General features: G+C 47.4%; 18 protein-coding genes. 8 read left to right on the forward strand and 10 right to left on the reverse strand.

What is annotated here, in order from left to right:
- Positions 1 to 557: 557 nt before the first annotated feature.
- From CHH60_RS26695 to CHH60_RS26730, 8 genes are all read right to left on the reverse strand, one after another.
- On the reverse strand, positions 558 to 1106 hold the full coding sequence (locus CHH60_RS26695; protein WP_095361960.1) for a GNAT family N-acetyltransferase: 549 nt from the start codon (positions 1104 to 1106) through the stop codon (positions 558 to 560).
- Positions 1107 to 1127: 21 nt separating this feature from the next.
- Positions 1128 to 2732 (reverse strand): response regulator transcription factor, encoded by a 1605-nt coding sequence (locus CHH60_RS26700; protein ID WP_095361961.1) that lies wholly within the window; start codon positions 2730 to 2732, stop codon positions 1128 to 1130.
- Complete coding sequence (locus tag CHH60_RS26705; protein WP_095361962.1) at positions 2729 to 4618, reverse strand: cache domain-containing sensor histidine kinase; 1890 nt, start codon at positions 4616 to 4618, stop codon at positions 2729 to 2731. The genes CHH60_RS26700 and CHH60_RS26705 overlap by 4 nt, the downstream gene beginning before the upstream one ends.
- A gap of 25 nt (positions 4619 to 4643) precedes the next feature.
- Entirely contained in the window at positions 4644 to 5492 is an 849-nt protein-coding gene (locus CHH60_RS26710; protein WP_095361963.1) for a carbohydrate ABC transporter permease, read from the reverse strand.
- The gene (locus CHH60_RS26715) at positions 5489 to 6400 is read right to left on the reverse strand and encodes a carbohydrate ABC transporter permease (protein WP_162010007.1); all 912 of its coding nucleotides are present in this window, start codon (positions 6398 to 6400) and stop codon (positions 5489 to 5491) included. The genes CHH60_RS26710 and CHH60_RS26715 overlap by 4 nt, the downstream gene beginning before the upstream one ends.
- Positions 6401 to 6486: 86 nt before the next feature.
- Positions 6487 to 7821 (reverse strand): ABC transporter substrate-binding protein, encoded by a 1335-nt coding sequence (locus tag CHH60_RS26720; protein ID WP_095361965.1) that lies wholly within the window; start codon positions 7819 to 7821, stop codon positions 6487 to 6489.
- Between the two features lie 196 nt (positions 7822 to 8017).
- Positions 8018 to 10354 (reverse strand): glycoside hydrolase family 88/105 protein, encoded by a 2337-nt coding sequence (locus CHH60_RS26725; RefSeq protein ID WP_095361966.1) that lies wholly within the window; start codon positions 10352 to 10354, stop codon positions 8018 to 8020.
- 306 nt (positions 10355 to 10660) lie between these two features.
- Entirely contained in the window at positions 10661 to 12589 is a 1929-nt protein-coding gene (locus CHH60_RS26730; protein WP_176476223.1) for an S-layer homology domain-containing protein, read from the reverse strand.
- Positions 12590 to 12838: 249 nt separating this feature from the next.
- On the opposite strand from CHH60_RS26730, the gene CHH60_RS26735 reads away from it, so the two are divergent.
- Positions 12839 to 13666: a methyl-accepting chemotaxis protein gene (locus CHH60_RS26735; protein WP_095361968.1), complete on the forward strand. Its 828-nt coding sequence runs from the start codon at positions 12839 to 12841 to the stop codon at positions 13664 to 13666.
- A 147-nt stretch (positions 13667 to 13813) separates the two neighbouring features.
- On the opposite strand, the gene CHH60_RS26740 is transcribed toward CHH60_RS26735, so the two are convergent.
- The gene (locus CHH60_RS26740; RefSeq protein ID WP_095361969.1) at positions 13814 to 14632 is read right to left on the reverse strand and encodes an endonuclease/exonuclease/phosphatase family protein; all 819 of its coding nucleotides are present in this window, start codon (positions 14630 to 14632) and stop codon (positions 13814 to 13816) included.
- 277 nt (positions 14633 to 14909) lie between these two features.
- On the opposite strand from CHH60_RS26740, the gene CHH60_RS26745 reads away from it, so the two are divergent.
- Together CHH60_RS26745 and CHH60_RS26750 are read left to right on the forward strand one after the other, a co-directional pair.
- Complete coding sequence (locus CHH60_RS26745; protein WP_176476224.1) at positions 14910 to 16673, forward strand: SWIM zinc finger family protein; 1764 nt, start codon at positions 14910 to 14912, stop codon at positions 16671 to 16673.
- The gene (locus CHH60_RS26750) at positions 16670 to 19696 is read left to right on the forward strand and encodes a DEAD/DEAH box helicase (RefSeq protein WP_441339416.1); all 3027 of its coding nucleotides are present in this window, start codon (positions 16670 to 16672) and stop codon (positions 19694 to 19696) included. The genes CHH60_RS26745 and CHH60_RS26750 overlap by 4 nt, the downstream gene beginning before the upstream one ends.
- A 137-nt stretch (positions 19697 to 19833) precedes the next feature.
- Here CHH60_RS26750 and CHH60_RS26755 read toward each other — a convergent pair whose 3' ends face one another.
- On the reverse strand, positions 19834 to 20310 hold the full coding sequence (locus CHH60_RS26755; RefSeq protein ID WP_255248098.1) for a hypothetical protein: 477 nt from the start codon (positions 20308 to 20310) through the stop codon (positions 19834 to 19836).
- 350 nt (positions 20311 to 20660) lie between these two features.
- Between CHH60_RS26755 and CHH60_RS26760 the strand changes: the two genes are divergently transcribed.
- From CHH60_RS26760 to CHH60_RS26780, 5 genes are all read left to right on the forward strand, one after another.
- On the forward strand, positions 20661 to 21194 hold the full coding sequence (locus CHH60_RS26760; RefSeq protein ID WP_095361971.1) for an RNA polymerase sigma factor: 534 nt from the start codon (positions 20661 to 20663) through the stop codon (positions 21192 to 21194).
- On the forward strand, positions 21178 to 22299 hold the full coding sequence (locus CHH60_RS26765) for a DUF4179 domain-containing protein (RefSeq protein ID WP_095361972.1): 1122 nt from the start codon (positions 21178 to 21180) through the stop codon (positions 22297 to 22299). The genes CHH60_RS26760 and CHH60_RS26765 overlap by 17 nt, the downstream gene beginning before the upstream one ends.
- A gap of 33 nt (positions 22300 to 22332) precedes the next feature.
- On the forward strand, positions 22333 to 22908 hold the full coding sequence (locus tag CHH60_RS26770; protein ID WP_095361973.1) for a VanZ family protein: 576 nt from the start codon (positions 22333 to 22335) through the stop codon (positions 22906 to 22908).
- Positions 22909 to 23100: 192 nt separating this feature from the next.
- A complete protein-coding gene (udk, locus tag CHH60_RS26775) occupies positions 23101 to 23733 on the forward strand; it encodes a uridine kinase (protein ID WP_095293127.1) in 633 nt (210 codons plus the stop codon).
- 453 nt (positions 23734 to 24186) lie between these two features.
- On the forward strand, positions 24187 to 25458 hold the full coding sequence (locus tag CHH60_RS26780; protein WP_095361974.1) for an S-layer homology domain-containing protein: 1272 nt from the start codon (positions 24187 to 24189) through the stop codon (positions 25456 to 25458).
- Positions 25459 to 25685 lie beyond the last annotated feature (227 nt).

Raw genomic sequence — 25685 nt, forward strand, 5'->3', positions numbered from 1 at the left:
CCATTTACTCACTCGTTGTTCAGTTTTCAAAGATCAAACGTCGTTTGCATCCGAGTGTTGTTCTCTTCAGCAACTTTTATATCTTATCATGTCCCAACCAACTTGGCAAGCACTTTTTTGAAGTTTCTTTCGAAGCTTGTTAAGCTAGCTTACCACACCGTGTTTCTTGTGTTTTCTTGGCCGGAATAAGAATATACCATGCTGAAATAGTAATTACTACATGTAAAATATCCCAAATGCTAATATCGATAAATGATTAGAGTTACATAGATACATTGACTATTACTCCTGCAGTCATCAGTGTGCAGACTATATCTAAACTTATCAGACAGAGGTCAACATCTATTCCAATCCATTCAGCGTTACAGTAGAGGTGAGACTCATTAGTTTCTTTGTCGGAAGCATTTCTGGATTCGCAGTTGAAAGCATTCTGGTGACCTTTTATACAACTTATATGATCTACTACAAATCACCTACTACGTTATATATCTTCTATTAATAATAGAAGCCCATGATTAGATATCCGATTACGATGGCCCAACCACCGTCGGTCCTTCCTACTTGTTTCCAAATCTACCCATCACAATCGTATCGTAGTACTCTCCGTTCGCATGTCTGCGGTCCTTTTTCAACACACCTTCAATTTCAAAACCCATTCTTTGATATAGCTCTATTGCTTTATCATTGGTTTCTAATACAGTCAGCGTCACTTTCTCAACACCGCTTCTGTCAGCCCAATGGAGTGACAATTCCAGCAGCTTATTCCCGATGCCATAGCCCCAGTAATCTCGGGCAACACACACCCCGAACTCAACTCTATGGGAAAACCGCTTCAGGTCAGACCCCTCACATCTGGCGTACCCGACAATCTCTTCCTGCACAGTAGCCACAAGAAACAAGTTTCGATCTTTCTCTGTGTCTAAACGGATAATGTTCCTGAACCCCGCTGCATCGATATAAGCTTCGCCCTGCTCCCGGTCCATGTTCTCCGTTTCTCCATCGATCTGTACACGAAGCGAGGATAAGGACTCCGCATCCTTTTCTTCTGCCGATCTAATCGAAAAAGCCATTCCTTTTATGATAAAATCCTGTTTATGAATTTTCATATCTACCCTTCCCTCTGTCTCCTATCCGAATTCGGATGGACTTTTGCCCGTAAGCATTTTAAATACCTGACTAAAATACGTCGCATTCCGGAACCCCGTCATCTCACTAACCTCGTAGACCATGTAATGACCTGATTGCAGCAGCTCTATCGCCTTTTGGATTCGATATCCGTTTAGATAACCCACGAAATTTTCCCCGGTTACCCTTTTGAATAGCTGGCTCAGATATTTGGGATGTACAAAAAGCCCCTTCGCTATAGCCTCAAAACTGATTTCTTCAGCATAATGCTGCTCCACATACTGTTTCACCTGGTCGACAAGTTTATTGCTCTTTTTCTCTGTCATCTCTTTCCGTGTCTGCACGATCCATTCTCCAATAAATGCTTCCATCCAGCATAGCAGATCCTGCAATGAATATTTGGTTTGAATGTCCCTGAGAAACTCGCTCATGGTCATGGGCGGGCGCAACAGGGGATATTGTCTATTCCAACTGTGAATTAAGGTATTAAAAAGACTTACGGCTACCACCTGTATATCCTGAAGGCCAGTACACTTGCCAACCTTAAACATCTGGCGGATTAAAAGCCATGCTTCTTCTGCCAAATCAATCTTCATGTCTGCCCATGACTCGTTCCATTGCTGCAGCAGCATAGAATAATCATGTACACTCGTTTCCACTCTTTGGATGGAGTTATATGAATAGATTCGGCTTCCTCCCTGAAATTCCGCCATCTCAAGTGCTTCTCTGCTCTCCAAATAAGAGTCCATTACCTCACACAAATGATGTTTGGGTGTTCCAATCCCAGCACTCATCTCCATTTTGAGATACGTAAATACTTGGTCAATCATCCTTTCCACAATTGAGTACATCTCATCAAGCAGCTCTTCTCCGCCAAAAAGGAGCAGCACAAAAACCTGATCTGAATAATCCACGATCTCAACCTGACTGTTCGGTAAGTGCACCGTTTGTTCCTTAATCGTTTCCTGAATAATATCGGCCGCCCCGTAGCGGAGCAACTGCCAGTCACGCTCTTTCATCTTTGTCAGAAATCCGGGGCGATTCAGCTGTAGACTAATCGTGCTTACCTGTGCAGACAAGGGAATACCCACATAATCCATACGTTGGCTAGGCAACTCATTGGCCTGATAACGTGTGGTCAGGAGTTCGTGCAGAAACTGTTTGCGTAAATAGGGAACTACCTTTCCGATCTCCTGCTTGTATGTTCGCTCCAGCCGCTCATGCCGCTCTCGCACCTCCTGTTCCAACATAACTTCACGCAGCACGGATTCGATCTCTTCCACCTCTGCCGGTTTCAGCAGAAAATGATTCACTCCCCACCGCATGGCGGCCCGAGCATTCTCAAATTCGTCGTATCCACTTAAAATGATAATCGGCAGATGAGGATAATTGCGGCGAATTGCCTGTGTTACCTCCAACCCTGTCATCCCTGGCATGTAAACATCGGTCATGACCAGATCAGGGCGCAGCCGCTCGAATTGTTCAAGCGCATCTACGCCGTTGGAAGCTGTGCCTGCAATTCTCAGACCCAGAGAAGGCCACTCAATATGTTCGGTTAAAGCCTTAATCATATGTGGATCGTCATCTACAAGCATGATGGTTTTCATATGTTTTCACCGTCCAGCCAGAGATTTAACTGCTCTTCTGTCTCAATACGCGGTAGTGAGATCGTTACTTGCACGCCACCCGAGCTACCTGTACGTAAATGAACGCCATATCCTTTGCCACAATATAACTGAATGCGCTGATGTACATTTCTCACACCGATACCTGATGAACTTTCCAGTCCCCACTCTTCTTGCAAACCTTGACCATTATCTATAATTTGAATAACAACCCTGGATGGATCCTCAGTCTCTTCCCATATTTCCACACGGATTTGAAGTGTCTCATCTTTGGGATTTGCATGTATGACGGCATTTTCAATAAAGGGCTGCAAAATAATTTTGGGGATGTAACAGCTCCGGAAACGCGGATCGATCTGTTCTTCATAATGAATGGAGAAAGGCAATCTTTCGGCCTGGATGCTGACATAACAACGGGCATGCTCCAGCTCATCACGAATTTTAATGAACATTTTGCCTCCACTAAGGCCAATGCGTAAAAGTTTGCTGAGCTGAACAATCATGCGGCTAATGTCTTTGGCTTCATAATCAAGCGCACGCCAATGAATCATATCCAGTGTATTGTAGAGAAAGTGAGGTTTGATCTGTGCCTCCAGCAGACTTGTCTGGGCCTCTCGCTTGGCGCGGCTCTCCTCCTTCACCTGATTCATCAATTCCGTCAGTCTGGAAGCCATATGATTGAAGCCATAAGCCAGATGAGCATACTCCTGAGTAAACGAGAGATGTACCCTGGTTTCAAAGTCACCCTTCTCAAGCTGTCTCATTCGCTTAATCAGCTGAAGAAGGGGCCGGATAATGCGCCGGACAAACAAATACGCGAATACGGCTGAACATACCAGTCCGACAACAGCAATACCAAGCACCTGCCATCCGGCATACCTGACCGGAGATAGCAGTGTATGTACAGGAATCGTCTGTACCAAACGCCACTGAAGTGTAGCGGGCTTGGAATACAGCACGAGCTGCGCACCGCCACCATCGCCAGATACCACCTCGAATCCATCTTCATTCTGCTGGGCATGCTCTTGAATCCATTCACTGTCCACGACCGGTAGCGTTCCCCGAGCGGCTGTATCCACTGGCAGATGCGAGTCAGCGACAACTGCATCTTCATCTTCATTATCACTGGAACGTTGGTCATAAGCCCTTACCGGATCTGCCTCACCCATCTGCATAATGACGTTACCGGCTGTGTCCACGAGCAGCACCTGTCCATCCAATACCATGGGCATGTCAGCAAATCGGCGTACAATATCGGCACGACTCAAACGGATTAGGACATAGGCCGCCGTACTGCCACGACTGTCGAAGATCCGCTGGGCATAACCAACGAGGGAATGTCCTGATTCATTTTCCCGCAGAGGTACCCAGGCTGCATCAGCATGTTCCAGAGCTGTGAACCATGCGTCCCCTGCAATCGTATCTACTGGAAAGATCCGGTCAGCCATCGTGACGTTAACCCCATTAAACGCATCCGTATACAATTCAACGGAGGTGATGCCTTCACTAACAACAAGCGTATGGTCCAGTATTTTGGCTAACTCCCGTCTTTGGTGAATCTGTGTAAGCCTCCCTGTTCCTGCTGTCTCCAGCAAACTTGAGAGCTCTCTGTTGCTTGCCAGCGAATAGGCGGTTCCTGTCACTCCAGTAATAAAATCAAATCCACGCCTGGTACTCTCGTTAAGTAGTGCCAGCCGTGCTTTGCTGATTTCGGTAAAGGTTACGGTAGAGAAAGACTGATATGCCAGCCAGACGATGCCTGATACAAGCAGCAGGTTAAACGCAATAAAGCAAGTCACCATCAGCGTGGTGAGCTTGCTTTGCTGCAGTTTGTGATTGATAAACAGGGATAATCTTCGTTTCCCCATGAAACCAACTCATTTCGTTTGGAAATTACCCTTTGAGTCCGGAGGTCGCGATCCCTTCCACGAAGTACTTTTGGCAGACCATAAATACGATGAAACAAGGCACGAGCGATAACACCGACATGGCAAACATCGGACCCCAATCCGATTGGGAGCTGGAATCCAGGAACAAGCGCAGCCCCAGCGGTACCGTGTATTTGCTGACATCGCTTAAATAGATCAGTTGACTGAAGAAATCATCCCATGTCCACAAAAAGGTAAAGATCATCGTAGTCACCAGCGCCGGAAAAGCCAACGGGATAATGACCTTCGTGTATATGCGTACAGGTCCACAGCCATCAATGGTTGCCGCCTCATCCAGCTCTTTGGGCAGACCGCGGAAGAATTGAACCATCAGGAAAATAAAGAAGGCATCCGTAGCAAGCCATTTGGGAACCACCAGAGGCAGGTACGTATTCACCCATTCCAAATGGTTGAACAGGATATACTGCGGAATCAGCGTCACATGATGCGGCAGCATGATCGTCATTAACATCAGACCGAAGCAGACTGCCTTGAAACGAAAATCCAGTCGGGCAAATGCATACGCCGCCATTGAACAAGAGACCACATTACCCAGGACTGCACCCAGTGACAGGACTATGGAGTTGGTCAGGAAACGGGAGAATGGGTTACCCTGGATTCCGGTCCAGCCGTTCATGTAATTTTGAAAGTTCCATTCCTGCGGCCAAAACCACGTCTCCGTGAAGATCATATGTCCCGGCTTGAACGAACTGCCCAGCATCCAGAGCACCGGATACAGCATGACGAGGGCAATTCCTGAAATCAAAATATGTTTCGCCATGACCCAAAGAGCAGAATTCCGTTGTCCAATCATGATTTTCCACCATCCTCATAATGGACCCACAGCTTGCTGCTGCGGAATACCAGCAAAGTAAACACGCCGATCAGGATTACCAGCACCCAAGCCATCGCCGATGCATAACCCATCTGAAAGAAGGAGAATCCCTTCTTATAGAGATACAGGGAATACATCAATGTTGAATTTACAGGACCCCCGCTGCCATTGCTGATGACGAAGGCTTGCGTGAACGATTGAAAGGAGGTGATCAGCTGCATGACCAGATTGAAAAAGATAACCGGCGATAATATCGGCAGCGTTATATTGAAGAAACGCCGGAGCGGACCAGCACCGTCTACCGCAGAAGCTTCGTCATATTCAGGTGGGATCTGCTTCAGGCCTGCCAGGAAAATAATCATGGATGATCCGAACTGCCATACGGACAACAGCACGATGGAGTACAGCGCATATTTTGGATTAGCCACCCAATCCGGTGCCTTGATACCCACCATGGCAAGCACGCCATTGAGGAGGCCGTCGCCACCCAGCATTTTACGCCATAACATGGCGATGGCCACACTGCCTCCAAGCAAGGTGGGGATGTAATATACGGTCCGGTAAATACCCAGCCCGCGAATTCCTTTGTTAAGCAGCATCGCGACAAGCAAGGCAAAGATCAATTTAACCGGAACGGACACAGCAACATACGTAAAGGTCACCTTCAGCGACTGGATAAACAGCTTATCCGAGGTAAACATGGTCGTGTAGTTACCCAGACCGACCCAGGAAGGGGCGGCCAGGATACTATAGTCTGTAAACGAAATGTACAGTGAAACCAACATTGGGCCCAGGGTCAGAAACAATAACCCAACCAGCCATGGGGCCAGAAACAGAAGTGCTGCTCCACTATGGGCATACCTCCGTTTCACCCGCCGGGCTGTCATACGCTCGGTTCGGGCTTGACCGATCTGCGTTGTACTCATCTTCGCAACCTCCCCGCGGAATTTGAAGTCCAGATCTGTTCAAGGCTCTATTGACTCGATGCAAGTGTCGCCTTGGCACCTTCAATGAATTGGGCAATCACATCCGATGTGCTGCCTTGACCGAAGGCGATCTGCTCACTTGCGCTCTTGAAGCTGGTATCCACTTCGGAAAATCCCTGCGGGTAAGGCGGATCAATTTCACTGGAGTTTTTGGATACGACGTCGATAAACTGGAAGATGGCTTGCTCCGCTTCAGGCAGCGTAGGTTGCATTTTCTCACGAATGCTGGAGTTGACGGGTACTCCCCGCTCGGAGCCGAGAATAGCAGTTGCCTCCGGATCGTTCACCATGAAGTCAATAAACATCGCCACTTCCTTCGGATGTTTGGTTTTGGCGTAACCCGACAGGAACTGACCTGCTTTCAGGTATTCACCGATTTGTTTTTCGTTCTCACCATGCGGGAGCACTTGTATGCCAAGCTTGTGATCCTGGTTTTTATTCACCTGCTGGAACGTCAATAATTGGTTGGACCACGCAAAATCCATGGCGGCCGTACCCAGCGAGATCGGACGTGTCTCCAATGCGTTGGTTGTGGACGCTGTCACTTCGGCAGGGGTAACGCCCCCGTTCTCGCGAAGGGCTCCCCACATGTCAAACCACTGCTGAAGCTCCTCAGGGGTTGCCGCCATCGTCCCACCTTCGAATAGTCCCTTGCCTGTTTGACGAATAAACACCTCAAACATGTTGGTCGTTCCCGATACATCCGCTGATCCGTAGAAACCTTCACCCTTTTCTGCAGCAATCCTGGCTGCAATATCGCTAAAGTCCTTCCACGTCCAGCTCTCCTGAGGTTCTTCGATTCCAAGTTCCTTAAACAGAGTCGCGTCGTAAATGACTCCGGGTGCATTTACGCCTAACGTAATTGCATATAATTTATCATCAATCGATCCGGCTTTGAGCATGCTCGCGTCATGGTCATCTGTACGGAGCTCTTTACTCTCGCTGTATGGGGTCAGGTCGAGAAGTGCACCACGCCGGGCAAAGTCGGTAAGAAAAGCATAATCCATCTGTACAATATCCGGTGCATTCGAACCAGCTACCTGCGTGGTCAGCTTGTCAAAATATCCGTCCCATCCGGAGTATTCCGGTTTGATCGTAATACCAGGGTGTTTCTCTTCAAACAGTTTGATCACTTTGGTCGTCAGATCATGGCGAGTCTGTGATCCCCACCAGGTCATGCGCAGCTGAATGCTGCCCGAGGCAGCTTCCTCACTTCCCTCACCAGATGAAGCAGTAGACCCGGAAGATGCTCCGGAACAGGCTGTAGCCAATAACAACAGGGACATGCAGAATAGGGTTACCCATTTTTTAGTGATCAACATGAATGAATTTTCTCCCCTTTTATCATGGAATCGCTTACAAAACTATTGTAACGGCGTATTACCGCTCATGACATAAACAAAAGTAAGCTTTCCTGTCAAAAAAGTAAGGGGTTAGGGAGTAAAAACCACCGGAGTAAATTCTCCGGCGGTTTATCAAGTCAAGAATACATCATCTTCATAGTGACCTCATCTTTACTCACATGGAGGGTTGCGTCACTGTAGCAGGTGTTGTGGTCTGCCTGGCCAAGTGCTCTTTCATTTTCGCCACTTCGGTACCTGCCAGCATCATAATGCCAATACCATGGTTGTCATTCGTTACAGTCAGCAGATCCTTATCGTAGTATTCCGCCGTAAAAGCATATCTGGACCCACTGCATACCCCGTGTACATTGCCTTGGCGGTCGATAGCTGTCCGGGTCAATCCACTCCATGCCCGCTCTGAAGCTTCAATATAACGCTCTGGCTGCTCCAACCAGCCGAAGCGAACGCCCCGCGCAAACCCATAAGCAAACATGGCGGTACAGGAAGCTTCCTGGTACGTGTTTGCATCATTCAGCACCTGATGCCATAATCCTCCCTCTCCCTGCAAAGCTGCATAACCATCACACAATTCATTGAAGAACTGGATTAATGCCGGGCGATCAGGGTGCTCTGCTGGCAAAGCCTCCAAAACTTCAGTCAGGGAAAACAGTGTCCATCCGTTCCCACGTCCCCACGGAATATGAGTCGCTTGTTCATATTTGAAATCATATACATGAGACATCATTTTGAACTCAGGCATAAACAGATATTTGCGATAAAGTAGAAATTGTCTCGCTGCCTCGTCCAGCGCTGATTGCTTCCCAGTCAGGCGAGCATACCGGACCAGAAACGGGGTACTCATGTAGAGATCATCTGCCCACATCGTATTCTCGGCGAATTCTCCAATGCACTCGCGGTAAAACGCGCCGTCGTCCTGCCGCTCCAGCCGGAAGAGCATGAAATCAGCAATACGCTCGGCAATCGGAAGGAACGTCGGTTCATTACATTCCGAATACGCCTCAAGCATGGCTGAACCAAAAGAGCCGCAGTTATCCAGCATTTTCAGCATGACCAACTGCTGGTTAACTGCCGGGAATCCGTACTGTTCCCGATCCCATAGCGAGTAATCATACATTCGGGTGCATGCCTGCACATGTTCTGCTGCATAACGAATGATATCGGGTCGATCCAGATAACGCCCGGTTTGCAGTAGTCCATAAACCGTTACACCAAGCGGGTAATCCCAGCGGCCGTAATTGGTCACACTGCCAACTGTCCACTTATTGCTAAGCATTGCATTTTCATAATACGGGCGAATCCAAGCATCTGGCTGATCCAACTGCCAATACGTATGCTCCGCATGCTTGTTTTGGTTATCGTCTTCATTGCTGGCCGGTGAAGCATTTATCCTGTAAACACGGTCTGTCCGCAATAAATCTTGTACTTCAGGCTCCATTCCAGCTTGGAAAGGACCAACATACATCCACTTCTGTCCTGAAGCTCCATGCACATGTTTGGGCAGCTCCAATTCAAGATGCGTCCCGTTCACGGCTGCGTTTAAAGTAAACCTCCATGGCTCAGTGGTCGCGCTGCATACGCTGCATACCAATAGATCGTTCTGACCATAAGATGCCTGTATTTCAGACTCAAATGATCCTGCTTCCTGTAGCTGTACAGCTGGCTTCCCATTTACCCATATCGTTAGTGGTCCGGAAGAATGGCCGGATAAACTTATAAGGCTTCCCGCCGAGTCCCTATTATTTATTCGTGTCCAAGCGTATGCCCGCTGTCCGGGAACATGTCCATATAATCGCTCCAATGTCGGTCTGGCCTGCTGTTCAAGGGACCACTCCTTATTGGGAAACCACTCAAATATATCATCCTGTTCCTGTCCAAACAGGTTCCAATTAGGTTGAATGCTTCCAGATGTGGATGAAGTACTAAATGCGCGCACAGCTTCTTCCTGGTCAATAGGCTTCGTATAGACCCATCCAGCCTGTCCGTGACGTTCCTGAAAAGGAGCAAGCACATTCAAGATGCGCACCTTCCCTTCATCTGAACCAAACTGGCATCCAAAACCGGCAGGAGTATATTTCATTTCAAGTAATAACGTATTCCAGCCCGGCTTGATGTCGATCCCCAATTTTACCGTGGCGTCCGGATTAATCTCGTCCATTACCGTTGAGCGATACACCAGCTGATCATTAAAATAGAATCGAACAGGCCCGTAGCAGCGAATGAGAACATCCAGGTTTCGATTCTCATCTCCCCATACCAGGGCTGCGGCATAGGCTACTTGTCCTTTGTGGGCATTCGTGAATCGTTCACTCAGATTGAAATCATACAACCCCTTCTCGTTCTGCAGAATACCCGACTTCTGGAACACCCGATATACAAAGTCAGCTTGCGCATTGGCACCGATATACCTCTCCGCCAGCACTTTCAATATCTGATCCTGATCCTCTCCAAAACGGTAGTACATGCTCTGCGGTTCATCAAAATACGTTGTCATGGATTGCCACAGTCCTCTCCGGATGGAATGAACACACTCTCTTCAAACGTAATTGTCCAAGTATACTATTTAAGTATAGCGCTTAACCTTGGTGAGAAAATCCCTTTACCAAGGCAATTGAAGTGTAAGCTTACAACTCCAAGCTTATTGCAAAACAGCCGAATAATATCCCCAGTATAACTGACAGGTTTGTTGGTTGGCTATAGAAATTTGTTTACGCTTTCATATTGATTCTCATTCGATCCTTCTGTTCTTTTCCCCAGGAAAAAAACCGGACCACAAGGTTGTGGCCCGGTCCGATGCATATCATCCGAAAATGGTAAAGTTAATGATTAGTCTATCTTCAGCATATTCAGATTTGGCCAGTCCGTTCCCATCTGCATCCACACGAATAAACATATCATACTGTTTTCTTACGTCATTCATTTTGTTCCCCAATTTCAAAGTGACTACAGTACCAGCGCCTGAATTTAATTTATCAAGTCTAAGGGTATGGCCATCATTACTGATCTGACTGTCACCGATGGTGTAAGGAATACCATTAATAACATATGAATCATCCTCAGTAAACTTAAATGCATCGGTTGAATATTCAATCGTACCATCTACAAACTCTTCCCCAAGACTATAATCCAAGGTAAAAGGAGAATTCTGATATTCCGTTTGGAGATATTTCGTTTTATCTTCTTTCCCATCAAACCCAAAATGGCTTGATGCAGCAGTTGGAATATCTACTGGAGCCTCACCTTTGACGAGCGCAAATGTAAACACATGTTCATTATCTTTAGGTGACTCGTTACCAGCCTGATCCTTGGCAGTAATTACATATCTATATTCTCCTGGCGGAAGGTTAAGCAAAATGGTCCGAGGCAGCGAACCGTCAGCCTGGCTAGGGCCAAGCAGAAGAGGACTAGCAAGCTCTTCCTCGTCCACGATATCATTACCATTCGAATCCGTCCATTTGTAGAAAGCCACAATGGCATTCTCTTCACCAATGGCCCCTGGCTCACCCTGAATTTGATCAAACGTACCATTGTAGTTATCAATAACTTTAAATTTGCTGATGTCCACAGTCGGGGCCTCAACGTCCAGTACCGGCTGCTCATTATGGACCAGCTTGATCTTTAACAAACTCGCCACGTCCCGGGCAGATTCGTTGCCTGCCTTATCCGTAGCGGTCAAAATAAACCGGTATATCCCAGATGGATAATCCCCGATATCCACCGCTGTGAACGAACCATCACTCAAGCTCTCGCCAAGCACAATGGCTGTTTTCAACTCGTCGCTGTCCACTTTTCCATTCTCGTTGAGATCTTTCCATGGATATGCCTTAACGACAGCTCCCGCTTCGCTTACTGCTTCTGCCTCTCCCCAAAGCTGATCTTGTGTTCCGCTGTAGTTATCGTTAAAGAAAATCCGGTCCACATTCACTGTTGGTGCCGTTATGTCAGCCGGTACCGAAGGGATGGTGCCTCCTCCATTACTGCCCCCTGACGATGAACCCCCGCTGCTGGTGGTTGTCGATGGAGCTGGGGCAGGGGCTGGTTCTGGTTCTGATTCCTGCTCATTTTCCGGTACTGGCGTTGGTTCAGGTTGTGTAGTCAGCTTTTCCTCTATTGCCTGCAGAAAACGGGAAGCGGTCAGAGCTACCGCTTGACGATCTGCCTGTAGCATTGGATTGAACTTGTTATTTCTGTCGCCCACAATGAAGCCGGCTTCCTGGGCCGCGCCAACTGCATCCTTGGCATAATCCGAGATGTTGCCGCTATCCTTAAACGTTAATGAAGCGGCTTTGCCCGTTACGTCCGTCCCCATTGCTCTCATCAGGGTTACCACCATATCCTGTCTCGATAACGTCTGACCCGAGCCGAATTTCCCGTTACCCATGCCGTTCAATAATCCCGCTTGATACCCGGCTTCGATTGAAGCGTAAGCATAGCTATTTGCAGACACATCCGAAAATGTCGGACTGGAAGGTACATTAGATGTATCCAGTTTTAATGCTTTGGCCAAGATCACAGCAAAATCCTGTCTTTTGATTTCACCTGCCGGATTGAAGCGAACATCGCTGATTCCGGTAATGATCCCTTCATTTTGCAGTCTTACAATCGCGTCCTTGGCATATGAACCTTCAATATCCGTAAATACAGCTGCCCCATTGGCCTGTGTGTTCCACAAAGGTGTTGTTAACAATGAAGCTGCAAGCAGCGAACAGATAAAATGATGTCTTTTCAAGAAAAGCTCCCCCAATCCAAAATATACAAGTGTCATCCAGGTGTGGATACTACAGATGGAATTCAACTTCAATCAATAAATACAGGCATATCACGTCCTGCACATTATATAAGGAAGCTCTGAACCAATTCTGAACAAATCGTCTAATATCGACAAAATCAGAGAATCGGTTTAAAAATGGGAATGGCATGCCGATAAAGGTATTAGATTGGAAATTCCACTTTTTGTATGGGAAAGGAAAGATGAGCCTTGAGTATTCTTGAATCTTTGGTTAATGCTATGCCTTTTGTAAGACAGATGTTTCGTGACGATGTTTCCATATCCATTAATGATCATGAGAAAGTGTTGTATTTTGCCGAGGCCAACGGGCTGGAGATTGGTGTAAAAGTAGGAGACGAGCTGCACGAAGACTATAAGGATTTCAAAATGCTGACGAACCGGGATTCCCGTACCGTGGCAAGAATGCCAGGCGATCTTCAAGGCAGACCTTTTGACGCCATTCTTATTCCAATTCAAGAGAACGACCAGGTTGTTGGCATATTGGGCGTAAATTACGCGCTGGATAACCATATCACCCTTGAGAAACTAATCAGTGAAAATGAAGCAACCATTAACGCCCTGCTTGGTGGCATTCAGCAGATTGCAGCCCATTCGGAGGAACTATCCGCGACTTCGGAAGAGATCTTGCGCAACTCCAAACAAGCCGCAGAGAATTCAATCAGTGTGACCAAGGTAACCAATGTGATTCGCGAAGTATCTGAACAAACTAATTTGCTTGGCCTGAACGCCATGATCGAAGCCGCTCGCGTCGGTGATCTGGGAAGTGGGTTCGGTGTTGTTGCCAGTGAAGTTCGCAAGCTATCGGATCACACCAAACAAGCAGCCTCAGATATCGAAACTTCGCTAGGCAGCGTTCAAGATTCAATGAAGCATATGGAGCTGGAGATTGGGCAGATTACAACCGCAACCGTGGATCAGGCACAGTTGGTCAGTGAGTTTATGCAAAGTATTGAGCAGCTCAGCGAAACCAGTGCGAATCTGAAAAAATTCGTGACCGAGATGCTGGCCTTGGAGTAGGAATAGCAAGATAATAGAACGGACAAATAGACAAATCGCAATTTTATGTACATAGGCCTTTAATAAAAGAAGCCCCCGACTGATTTCCTTGTGCAGGAATTCAGCGGAGGCTTTTCATTTTTGCAACGGGACAACCAGAATCATTCGCTAAATTTCCACTGCTACCCCGTAGTGGTCAGATACAACTGGGCCGTTCTTGCCGTTAAGCACGACAGTAGAAGACTTCGCCTGCACCGGATGTTTGGAGAAGATGTAATCAATCCGAAGATCGCGTTTGTTGTCAGCCCATCCTGCAATGGCTTTGACTACCGTTGCTCCATCATCTTTTTGTTCGGCAGTGGTGTAAAGGTCATTCCAGCCTTGGCTGATGATGTAATCGTAGCCTTCCCCGCGCACTTCCGCAACATTATTAAAATCTCCCATAATAAACAGCGGTTGATTCAGATATGGAGCAAGTTTACTCTCTGTTAATTCCCACTGTCCCTTAAATGGTTCCTGTTCATCATCCCACCAGTTATAGTGTCCGTTAACAAACCACGTCGCCTCACCTTCAACGGCCGTCTGTATACCCACAATTTTGCGTGTCCGGTAGTTGCTATAATCGCGCATGTGAGAGACATATTCTTCAAAAGAAGCTGTAATCGGCGTACGGCTCAGGATCGCCAGACCCTCATCGTATTTGCTGAATCCGACATGCGTTGGAACCCATGTCCAGTAATAGGTATCGGTCAGCTGCGTCAGCAAGACATGAGCGTAATTGTCTTTTTTGATCACGGCATCAGGATCGGTTGAGATAAAATGCTGCAAGTGTTCTGCAGACAATGCCGACTCTTCTATGGATTGATTGACCTCCTGCATGGAGATTACATCAAACTGATGTGCATTAATAAAATCTGCCAGCTGACTGATCTTGTTCAACTGGTCTTCTTCCGCCCAGGCGTGTGTATTTAACGTAAGTATTTTCATATATGCTCTCTCCTGTTGAATAAAATTGACCACCTTAAGGCCTGTATCGTTCCTGAAAGGAATACATACGCTAAGCATACACAATATGGAGCAATAACGCATGCAGTGGGTAAATCCACCCCTGCTGTTTCCATTTATAATGATCAAAAAGTCTATTACAAGTTCTCTCAATCCATGCACGCGGACACCCATAACTGATATGATGGATACAGAAAATCCACACCATACGTTGAGGCGTATGGATCGTTAAACCTATGATTGCCCAGGAGATGGAATGATGAACATACCGATTGACATGAATCTGGATGATGCACAGTGGCAGCAATTGATTCGAGAGGTTGCCGAGCACTTTAATAATCTGACGATTATGCGCGGATTCCAATATTATAAACAGAAACGCGTTGGATCATTAACCTTTACGGAACATCACGGAATCACAGCAGACGTGCAGGGCTCTGAAGAGTATAACGTCACCTTAAGCGTCCAGTCTCTGCCCACCAGCTACTGTACCTGCCCGGTGGGTTCGCGCTGTAAACATATCATTGCCGTTATGATGAGTTATGCCGAGCGGCTGGAAAGGCCCGTGCATGCCATCGTTAATGCTCATTCCAGCACGGCTTTGAAACAGATCCCAAAACCCGCAGCTTCCATGTCTGCATTTCGCTCCGATGTGGTATCCGAGCAGGATACGGATCTCCCTCATCAACAGTACAGTCAGATTAGGGAACGGGCACTAGAGCTTGCAGCCCTGGAAATTATGGAGTGGCATGAACTGTTCGAACAATGCTTGGCCCGATTAGGCACAGGCACGCCGAGTACAACATATGTGCAGGAAGCTGCCGATGAACTGTATGCGATTAAGCCCAAATTATTCGCCGGGATGGATCAGCTATTTGAATTCCATGTACATCTGTACCTTATGCGATACTGCATCCCTTCTCGCCGTCCTATCAGTCATACACCTGTCTATCTAAGTTACCCGGCACAACTTGCTGTAGATGCACTTCAGAAAGGCATGGATCAGGTACTGAGCCGCCCTCTTCAATTCGCTGAGCCTCCGGACAATAAACTTAAGCAGCTGTGGAAGCGGCTTGAAGAAACCATAACGTACCTCCGCACACAAATGATGTCCGAAACGTCCACACTGATGCTGTTCACGCCGATCTATCGGCAGGTTTGGCTAAATTGGATCGTTCCTCACTTACAAAATGGTCATTTGCTCATATCGGAGCTGAACATTTTACAGGACATCGAAAATCAGTTGAAAGAAGCTGCCGTGAACACACCAAGCAATAGCGTAGGTAGTGTGCTAAGTGTTGCCAATCTGACAGGCAGCAGTCAGTCCGGTAAGCCTGAAAAATCGGCGTCCTTGCCACTTGTGCTCGCACAAAGCTGGATATACTTCCACTTGCATCAGGACGAGCAAGCCTGGCAACGGTTGACGAGCGGGAGTACGGCGTACGGCATCCCGGCAGAACATCTGCTGCATTTTCTTCATGTGCTCGGGGATGAATCGGATTGGAAACGGCTCGGTGCATGGCTTGCACAGCTTGGACCACTGCTGGCCAATCGCCGGAATGAACCTTTGCAGGATTATATGCAGCTATGGAACATGACGATCAAGCATCTTCCTGAGATGGAAAATCACATGTGGGATACCCTGGTCAGCATGCTCCCTCACTCCCGTCCGGCTTACGAAGAAGCCATGCATAGCCGCGGACAGTGGCGTCGCTGGATTGATTTTCAGTTGAGTACGGAGACTGAACCGCTCGAATTTCGCGTGGCGGTGCTGCAGCCGATTGAAAAGGATGCACCGGAACTCCTGCTCCCGTTCTACCATCAAGCTGTGGAACGATACATCGGTCACAAGAACAGAGACGGTTACAAGGCAGCGGTCAAGCTGCTGAAGCGGCTGTCCAAAATCTACAAAAAACTGAAGCAAGAGGAACGCTGGGAAGATTTCATCACCGCACTGGCTGTGCGGAATAGCAGACTGCGTGCGCTGCAGGAAGAACTTCGGAAAGGTAAGTTGATCTCATGAGCCTTATACATCCCTATACCGAAACGATTGAAGTCCACGTCGCATTAACCGGATACGGTGATGCCTTATTTTATGGAGCCCTTAATACTCATCATTTTGTATCAGGGCAGTCGCTTAAGCAGCGACTATTTGCCTGGCATGCTCCTTCCTTCTACGGAACCGAGCTGGAGACGAGACAGATCGAAGATATTGATCTGGTGGTACTGCCTGCGGAAGAGGTTATCCCGTTCTTCGCAGAGATGCACACGCTGCTGCACATTGAATGGAAATGGGACGAGCAGGCAGCTCATCTGATCAGGCTTGCTCCTACACTTGCTGCAACCATTGAAAATCGAAAATATGTCCCCAGCTTCGCTGCTTATCGTACAGGTCAGCTCCAATGGATCTGGGATCCGGATAGCATGAAACCACAGGATCGATCTGCGCTGAGCAAAGCACTTGACGAGACAGACGAGAGCTACGCCGAAGGGCTTAACGCGGCCTATTCTGCTACTGTATTCCAGCGGTGGTATAACACCGAGGAAGCTGCAACGGATTTGCGGCGCGAGTTCCCTCAGCTGTTCCCTCAAGGGGGGACACCACCAAGGACAGCAGGAATGGATGCTCAGGCCTGGCTTGTCTCCATCGGTTGGAAAGCAGACGCTGCCCCGTTCCGCCCGCTTCTGCAATTGCTGGAGCCGGATGATGATGAACCCGCATGGCGGCTGCGTGTAGTTTTGCAGGATAAGCTGGATGCTGCTTCATTGGTTCCCGTTCGGCTTGATTCCCGCGGAAGACTTGAAGGCGAATGGCCGGAGGTGTGGACAGCATTTATCCTTGACCGTTCTGCCGGGTGGCTGGAGCAGCTGCGTGCACATTTGCCGCGAATTAGCCGTTCCATCAGCGGGAGCCGTGATGTGTTCAGCGATCCGCTCAGTGATCAGGAAGCATGGCAGTTCCTTACCATTGACAGCGGCAGACTGCTGGAATCCGGCTGGCAGGTACTGCTACCGGGATGGTGGGAAGCAGCCCGCAAGAAGAAACCTAAGCTTCGTGCCAAGGTGAAGCCGGAAGAAGGCAGTGAACGCGGACAGTCCTTCTTCGGACTGGACTCGATCATTCATTTTGACTGGCGTATTGCGATTGGAGATACCGATCTTAGTGAAGAGGAGTTCGCCGACCTCGTTGCCCGCAACGAGCGGCTGGTACGGTTCCGCGGAGAATGGGTACCGCTCGACCCTGCCCTGCTGGAGCAGATTCGGCGGGCCATGGGCGGTGTCGACCGGGAACAGGGACTGTCGTTTCAAGACATTCTGCACCTGCACCTGCTGCAAAATGAGCAACGTGAATATCGTCATCAGAAATGGAAGGAAGGACAGCAAACCGAGGAGGAGCTGCCGCCTCAGTCTAATGAGAACATTCGGCTGGAGGTCGAGCTGAATGAGCACCTGAACCGGATCATTGCACAGCTTGGGGGCGGACAAGGCGGAGCTCCCTCCCTTCCCGTTCCGACTGGGCTGCATGCAGAACTTCGTTCCTATCAAAAAGAAGGATTTGCGTGGCTTGGATTCTTGCGCAAATTCGGCCTTGGCGCCTGCCTTGCGGACGATATGGGGCTTGGCAAGACCATTCAATTTATTACCTATTTGCTGCATCTCAAGGAGAATCAGCAGCGGTTACCTGGGGATGCTCCCGCTCTTCTCGTCTGCCCCACTTCGGTACTGGGCAACTGGCAGAAGGAAATCAGCCGTTTTGCACCCTCAATCAACGTTAGTCTGCACTACGGAGCACGCAGGCTTAGCGGAGAAGCCTTCAGGGAACAGACCGAGCAGGTGGATATCATCATTACGTCGTATGCTACCGCTACCCTGGACCAAGAGATGTTACAGTCATACACCTGGGCTTCCATTTGTCTGGACGAGGCACAGAACATTAAAAATGCGCAAACCAAGCAATCCATGGCGGTACGCAGTTTCCCCGCTAAACACCGTATCGCATTAACAGGTACACCAATTGAAAACCGGCTGGCCGAGCTATGGTCCATCTACGACTTCATTAATCCGGGATACCTTGGCAGCGCACGCGCTTTCCAAACCCGGTTTATCACCGCGATTGAGAAAGACAAGGATGAGCAGCGCATGCTGGATCTGCAGCAGCTGGTCAAACCATTTATGCTTCGCCGCAAGAAAAAGGATCCGAATATCCAGCTCGACCTGCCGGACAAAAACGAGATGAAAACCTACATTCATCTTACCGGCGAGCAGAGTGCCTTATACGATCAATCCGTGCAGGCACTGATGGATAAAATGAAAGAGCTGGAAGGCATTAAGCGCAAAGGTGCGATTCTATCTGCGTTAACCCAGCTCAAGCAGCTGTGTGACCATCCGCTGCTCCTGACGAAGGAAGCTCTGCCGGAGACGTTGTCTTCGGACGGCTCCAATACGGAGTATGACCTGTACAGTCCACAGGACATGGCGATGCTGATCAGTCGCTCCGCGAAGCTGGAACGGTTGATGGAGCTTGTTCGTGAGCTGCGTGAAGAGGGCGAGCGATGCCTTATTTTCACCCAGTACATTGGTATGGGTCAGATGCTGCAGCAGGTTCTCCAGCAGGAACTGCAGGAGCCTGTATTATATCTGCATGGTGGCACATCCAAGACGGCACGGGATCGCATGATTGACCAGTTCCAGTCCCGTACACTGCCTGCGCATGAACAGCCATCCGTCTTCATTCTGTCCATCAAGGCAGGCGGCGTGGGTCTAAATCTGACCGCTGCGAATCATGTATTTCACTTTGACCGCTGGTGGAACCCGGCCGTGGAAAACCAGGCTACTGACCGGGCATACCGAATGGGACAGACGAAGGATGTCCAGGTGCACAAGTTTATCTCCCTCGGCACGCTGGAAGAGCGTATAGACGAGATGTTGGAGAGCAAGCAGCAGCTTAGCGACAATATTATCACCAGCTCCGAGAACTGGATTACCGAATTGTCAACGGACGAGCTGAAGGATCTCTTTACTCGCCGCCGCGACTGGTCGGGTTAAGGGTCAGAAGCTGCCATATAGGCTAATGGATAAGAAAGCAGAAAAAGCGAAGTTACCGACGCTATGTCGAGAACTTCGCTTTTTGTTATACCACATGACCTTCCATTGACCACAAAGGGGCAGATAAAAAGTGTAGATTAACGCATGTTACCGATAATGGATGATCTGGAATCCTGCATTTTTTTGATAAAGTTCGTCATCACGTCAAAAGCCTCATTACGCTTGTTGGACAAGGATTGCAAACGCAGCATGTCCATCTGTTGGGAGCTGGAGAGAGCATCAATTTGGTTTTTGAGAGACTGCGCCAGCTCAAAATCCCCACTTTCATTGGCTTGTGCAAGCTTCCCATTCAGTTCCGCAATCGCTGCATTGCGATTCTGCACTTCTTCCAACTGGGTTTGCAGCTGTGACTCAATCAGCGCGGAACGCTGCTGCTGAACAGCCATAAGTGCGGTTTCCAGGTCCATTCCCTGCAGATTAATAGGTGAAATGCCTGATGGTGACTGGCTTATTGAAGACGCATATGTACTTTCTGTAAAAGCAAAAGAACCAACCGATACTGCCGTAATAGTTGCCATAACAACAGAAGAAATAAATCTGCCTTTTCTTTTCAAAAGTATCACCTCCTTGAATTGTAATAATCCCGTTACAATTACATAACGGACATTATTCGACATCATTATATCAAAGGTCCTAGATCCTTCAACCCAAACCAGGAATATTGAGACAAAATTGATACAGTGGCTGAGTGCTCATACGAACTTCGTACGAAGGTAACCTCTCCCCCGTTGCCTGATCATCCCCAACCCAACTGAAGGGTAAAGCCCGTTCCCAAGCGTCCATATTAAGCAACCATATTTTCTTTTAAAAAATAATTGTGACCATATAAGCCCACCGAAGGTCTAATTCATGTAAAAACCAAGCGGGGAGCTGTTATCCCCTACCAAGAAAGGAGCTGTTATCCATGGACCCGACCGATCTCGTCAACCAGGCCATTCAGGGAGATCGTGACGCCTTTATCAGGCTCATCCGAGAAATTGAAAATTCCCTATACAATACAGCAAAATCCATGCTGCGAAAAGAGGAGGACGTGGCTGATGCCATTCAGGAGACGATCCTGAAAGCTTATAAATCCATCCATACGCTTCGTGAACCTCAGTATTTCAAGACCTGGATGTTCCGCATCCTCATCAATGAATGTAATACCATGCTCTCCCGCCGCTCCCTCTCTACATCATATGCAGAGGTGCCTGCCAAGCAGGAAGGATCCAGCCCCTACGACGAGGTGGATATGAGAGAAGCAGTTGATCGACTGGAAGAATCGAAACGAATCGTCATTGTGCTGCATTATTTTGAGGATCTAACCCTGCGTCAGGTTGCGGATACGCTGAATATATCCGAGAGCGCAGTAAAAATGAGACTTAGCCGGGCACGGCAGGAACTATACCAAAAATTCAAAAACTTTCGGGAGGTAAAATTGCATGTCAAACCCATTTAATATCGATCAGGAGTTAAAAGAACAAGCAAAGGAGCGCCCTGTCATGTCTAATCTTGTACGCACTCGAATTGATGCCACACTGGAGTCCCTTCCCGAATCACCCAGCCATCTGAATAGTAAACAGGCTCAGCGTCCGCGCCGGGTTAACAAAGGACTGCGCCGTACCGCAGCGGCTGCCGTTGCCGCAGGTGTATTAGGTGTTACTGTATTTGCATCCGGATTTGTATCTCCAGCTATGGCTGATTCTCTACGCAACATTCCGCTCGTAGGCAGTCTCTTCAGCTCGATTGAAGCGGATATGGGTCTGAGAACAGCGGGTAACGAAGGTTTGACTACTCCAGTGAACAGTTCTTTTGCTTATCAGGATGTAAAATTCAAGGTATTGGAAACGGTATACGATGGCACACGTGCAGCATTTCTGGTTCATGTCACGGCTCCCAACCTGAATCAGGGCATGTATGACAACGGCAAGGACATTGTGAAGCTAAGCAGCGGAGTCGACAACGTTTCCCTCGATGTAAACGGGTTTAGCCCAAGTGGTGGTCTGTTCTATAGTTCAGCCGGGGCGAACGAGCCCGATACCTTGCTTTTTGAACAGGTCATTCCTACGGATCATAAAGGTGAATTCCCGGATCAGTTCGATGCCAAGGTTAAGTTGACGCTGCAAGGCATGGATCATGAGTTCGAGTTAACCGTTCCTTTTACAAAATCAACAACAGACACCCACAAGGTTCAGCCTGATACCGTCATGGAGAATGACTTGTTTACGGCCACTGTTACGAAAGCCGAGGTTACTCCTATCACAACACGCTTAACTGCCGCCATCGGTTTGAATGGAAAAGAAACGTTGACTGCCAAAGAAAAAGAACAGCTGCAGGACATCAGGTTTGCCATCTATGATGATCAAGGTCGGCAACTGACTGCACTCAGCGGCGAGGGTATATATGAAGATAACCAATGGAAATGGGAAAGCATATATGCGACAACAGCGAAGGATGTAAAATACCTGGTAGTGAAACCTTTTGAAGTAAAAGATGACTTTACCGAAGAGGTCCAAGACAATCAATTTATACAGGGAATGGAAATGAAAATTCAGCTCCAATAGCTCGAACTCATTTCCTTGCAAAGGGGTCATCGCATGTCCATTCAATTTACCATTTCATCTATAAGTGTCCTTGGTCCACTATTCATTCTGATTCTGCTCGCTCTGGTGATCCACGCCAGGGTGAGCAAAGTTAGATATACAAGCAAACAGTATATGCTGATGCTGACATTCGCTATATACATGCTGGGCATGCTGCATTTTGTATTTTTCCCAATCGATGTGAACATCGGAATCTATGCCAACCAGACACCCTGGTATAAGAACCTTCAATGGGTTCCGCTGCTGACTGCGGATGCGCCAAGCTTCCTTCTGAACATTGTGCTGTTTATGCCGCTGGGGTTCCTGCTTCCTCTTTTGAAACCTTCGGTTGACTCGATACGCAAAGCGGCAGCGGCTGGCCTGATGTTAAGTTTCTCTATTGAAATATTGCAGCTTGTGATCCGGATTACTCTGGGGAATGGCCGCTCAACCGATATCAATGATCTGATTGCAAATACGGCAGGAAGTGTGCTTGGTTTTGTTATTCTTGGTCTGCTCATTCGCCTGATTGGCCAGAACCTGATTCTTCCCTGGACGATGCGAGGGCACAAGAGCTCTACTATGCGTTAGAATCGTAAATCTGAAAATGAGTATGCCTCCCGAAAGGCAAAACATGGTCTGTTCCTTAAGATGAAAAAGTCAGCAAGCTGTGATACAATTGAGGAATTGTGTATTCGCAGACAGACATGCAGATAGAGCTCATTTTTGACGCTCTCCATCTACTGATCATGCTGCCAATCTAGGGAGGTTTATGGAACAACCATGCTCATTATTGGTATCGCCGGAGGGACCGGCTCCGGTAAAACGACGGTAGCTCGCTCCGTCATCGACCGTCTTGGATCAGGCAAAGTGACGTTTATATCCCAGGACAATTATTACAAAGATCAATCACAGCTCACTCCAGAGCAGCGTCGACTCACCAATTACGATCATCCGTTTGCATTCGACAATGATCTGTTGATTGAGCATCTTACCCTGCTGAAGCAAGGACAAACGGCATATGCTCCCGTATATGACTTCACCATAGATAACCGTGCTGCCAATGAGACGGTTGAACTCGCACCGAACCATATCGTTATTGTAGAAGGCCTTCATGTGCTCATCGACGAACATCTACGTGCCCTGCTGGACATCAAGGTATTTGTCGATACCGATTCCGATGTTCGCATTCTTCGGAGAGTGTTGCGGGATATGGAGGAACGTGGACGTACGATTCAATCCGTTTACAAACAATATCTCGAAACCGTCAAACCCATGCACGATGCCTTTATCGAACCTTCCAAAAAGTACGCGGACATTATTATCCCCGAAGGTGGACATAACGAAGTCGGCATTCAGATGTTGTCGATTTTGACCGAGAAGTACCTGACCGGAGAGAAATGGAACGGCGCATAGAAGATATCTAATGTAGTATTGTTAGCCGTCTGCCTCTTCTGGTTTGAGAGAAGTAGGCACGGATCAGCTACAACATTTAATGTAAATTCAACTGAAATCCAGGCTGCCATGGTGCAGTCTGGATTTTTGGTATTATTCTGTTTCTCTCTTTTCAAATGGGCGAAAATGGGTTATCCTTGAAATATATGAGCTTGGTAACTACATATTTAGATCTTCTACCTTAAAGCATAAGGCTATGAATCTACGGATTCGTGGCCTTTTTTTGTGTTTTGGGAGGTTAGATGGGTCTAGAGGAGGGGGTTTAAACCTTAATTCGGAACACTAATATTGAGAAATAATACCAAATACCCAGTTATACATGGTAGAATATTGATGATTATCACAAATTTAGTATCTAGTAGTATCAAGTACATACCCACAACCAGGAATTGAAATTAGAAAGGAGCAGTATTCATGAAGAAAATGATTCTAACCGGGGTTACGGCATTGGCTTTGCTTACAGGGGGCGTAATAGGCTCAGGAAGTATCGGGAGTTCAGTAGAAGCCGCTCAAGCTACGCTAAAATTCAAAGATGTCCCTTCGACTCACTGGGCGGCTGCAGCGATCAACTCCGCAGTTGAACAGGGATTCTTCCAGGGGTATGCGGACGGGACATTCAAACCAGGCTCACCCGTGACCAAGGCCGAAATGGCTAGTATTCTCGGACGATTAACCGATCAGCCTAATGCAGCCATACAAGAAACCAATAACTTTACAGACGTGCCTGAATGGGCAAAAAGTGGCGTATCTGCTGCGATTGCCAAAGGATTCATCAGCCCTGCTAACTACAATGGAAAACTCGATGCTAAAGCTTCTCTAACACGGGGTGAAATGGCGACCTGGCTGGCACAAGGGCTTTCCGTGGTTGATTCGGATTACAAACAAGCTCTGTCTGATGTAACCAATACTGTGATACCTGCGAAGGAATATTTCACGGGCAAACTGGCAAGCAACCAAAAAAATGCTGTCGCTGTTGCTCTGGGTACAGGGTTGATGAGTGTTGCTAACGATAAAAATTTTGGAACGGATCGCACCACGACAAGGGCCGAAGTTGCTGTGCTGATTGCTCGTTATGCAAGTGTGGCGAAAACGAAGCCTGCTGATTTTCAGGGCTTGAATGAGTTGCGTGCAGTTGGTTTGACTGGGACGAATTTGAGCATTATTGCGCCTCAGTATAAGAAGACCGCTAAAAATAAATTTTTAAATTCATATGATTATAGTAAAGTAACCGATAATTTTTCTGAAGTTAGGAATAAGGAATTAGTCACTGTTACTAATTACGCAGATGTTAAAGTTAAGAATTGGATTATCGTCAATCCTTATGTTAAGGGTTTAAATCGTAGTATTTACTATCCCGTATTTGTTGATGACAAGGAAAAATTAATACGAGGGTCATATCACTCTTTTGTAGAGTTCGATTTAAAAATTATTAGATCCATGTCTCAACTTCAAGCTGGTAGTCTTCTGCAATCTCCAAGTATTAATGCATTGAAGTCGCCAAATTCCGTATCATTCAGTGAATATGCAGCACCACACATAAACTCTTCACTTGATAATAAGGGGATATTCAATGTTAAGAACCCAATATACTGGGCTAAAGGGTTACTACATTTCGATAAAGATCTAACTACTCAAGTTAAACTCATTACAAAAGAAGGTACAGACTTTAATGTTACAGCCAACTAAGCGCTTTAACTCAATATTAAAAAAATCACTTACATCTTTCCTAATCGTAAGTATTTTGTTATCAGCTATCCCTTCTGTTTTTGCGGGTGGCGGTCCAGGAGTTAAACCAACTTTAGAGGCTCCATATATGGAGCCTTCAACTCCGGCAAAATCACAAAAGAAAATAAGTCCTGTAGAAGGTAAAGGCACTAGTAATATCGGTATATATATATATCAGTTAGACAATA

It is taken from the genome of Paenibacillus sp. 7523-1, assembly GCF_002276415.1.
Taxonomy (GTDB): domain Bacteria; phylum Bacillota; class Bacilli; order Paenibacillales; family Paenibacillaceae; genus Paenibacillus; species Paenibacillus illinoisensis_A.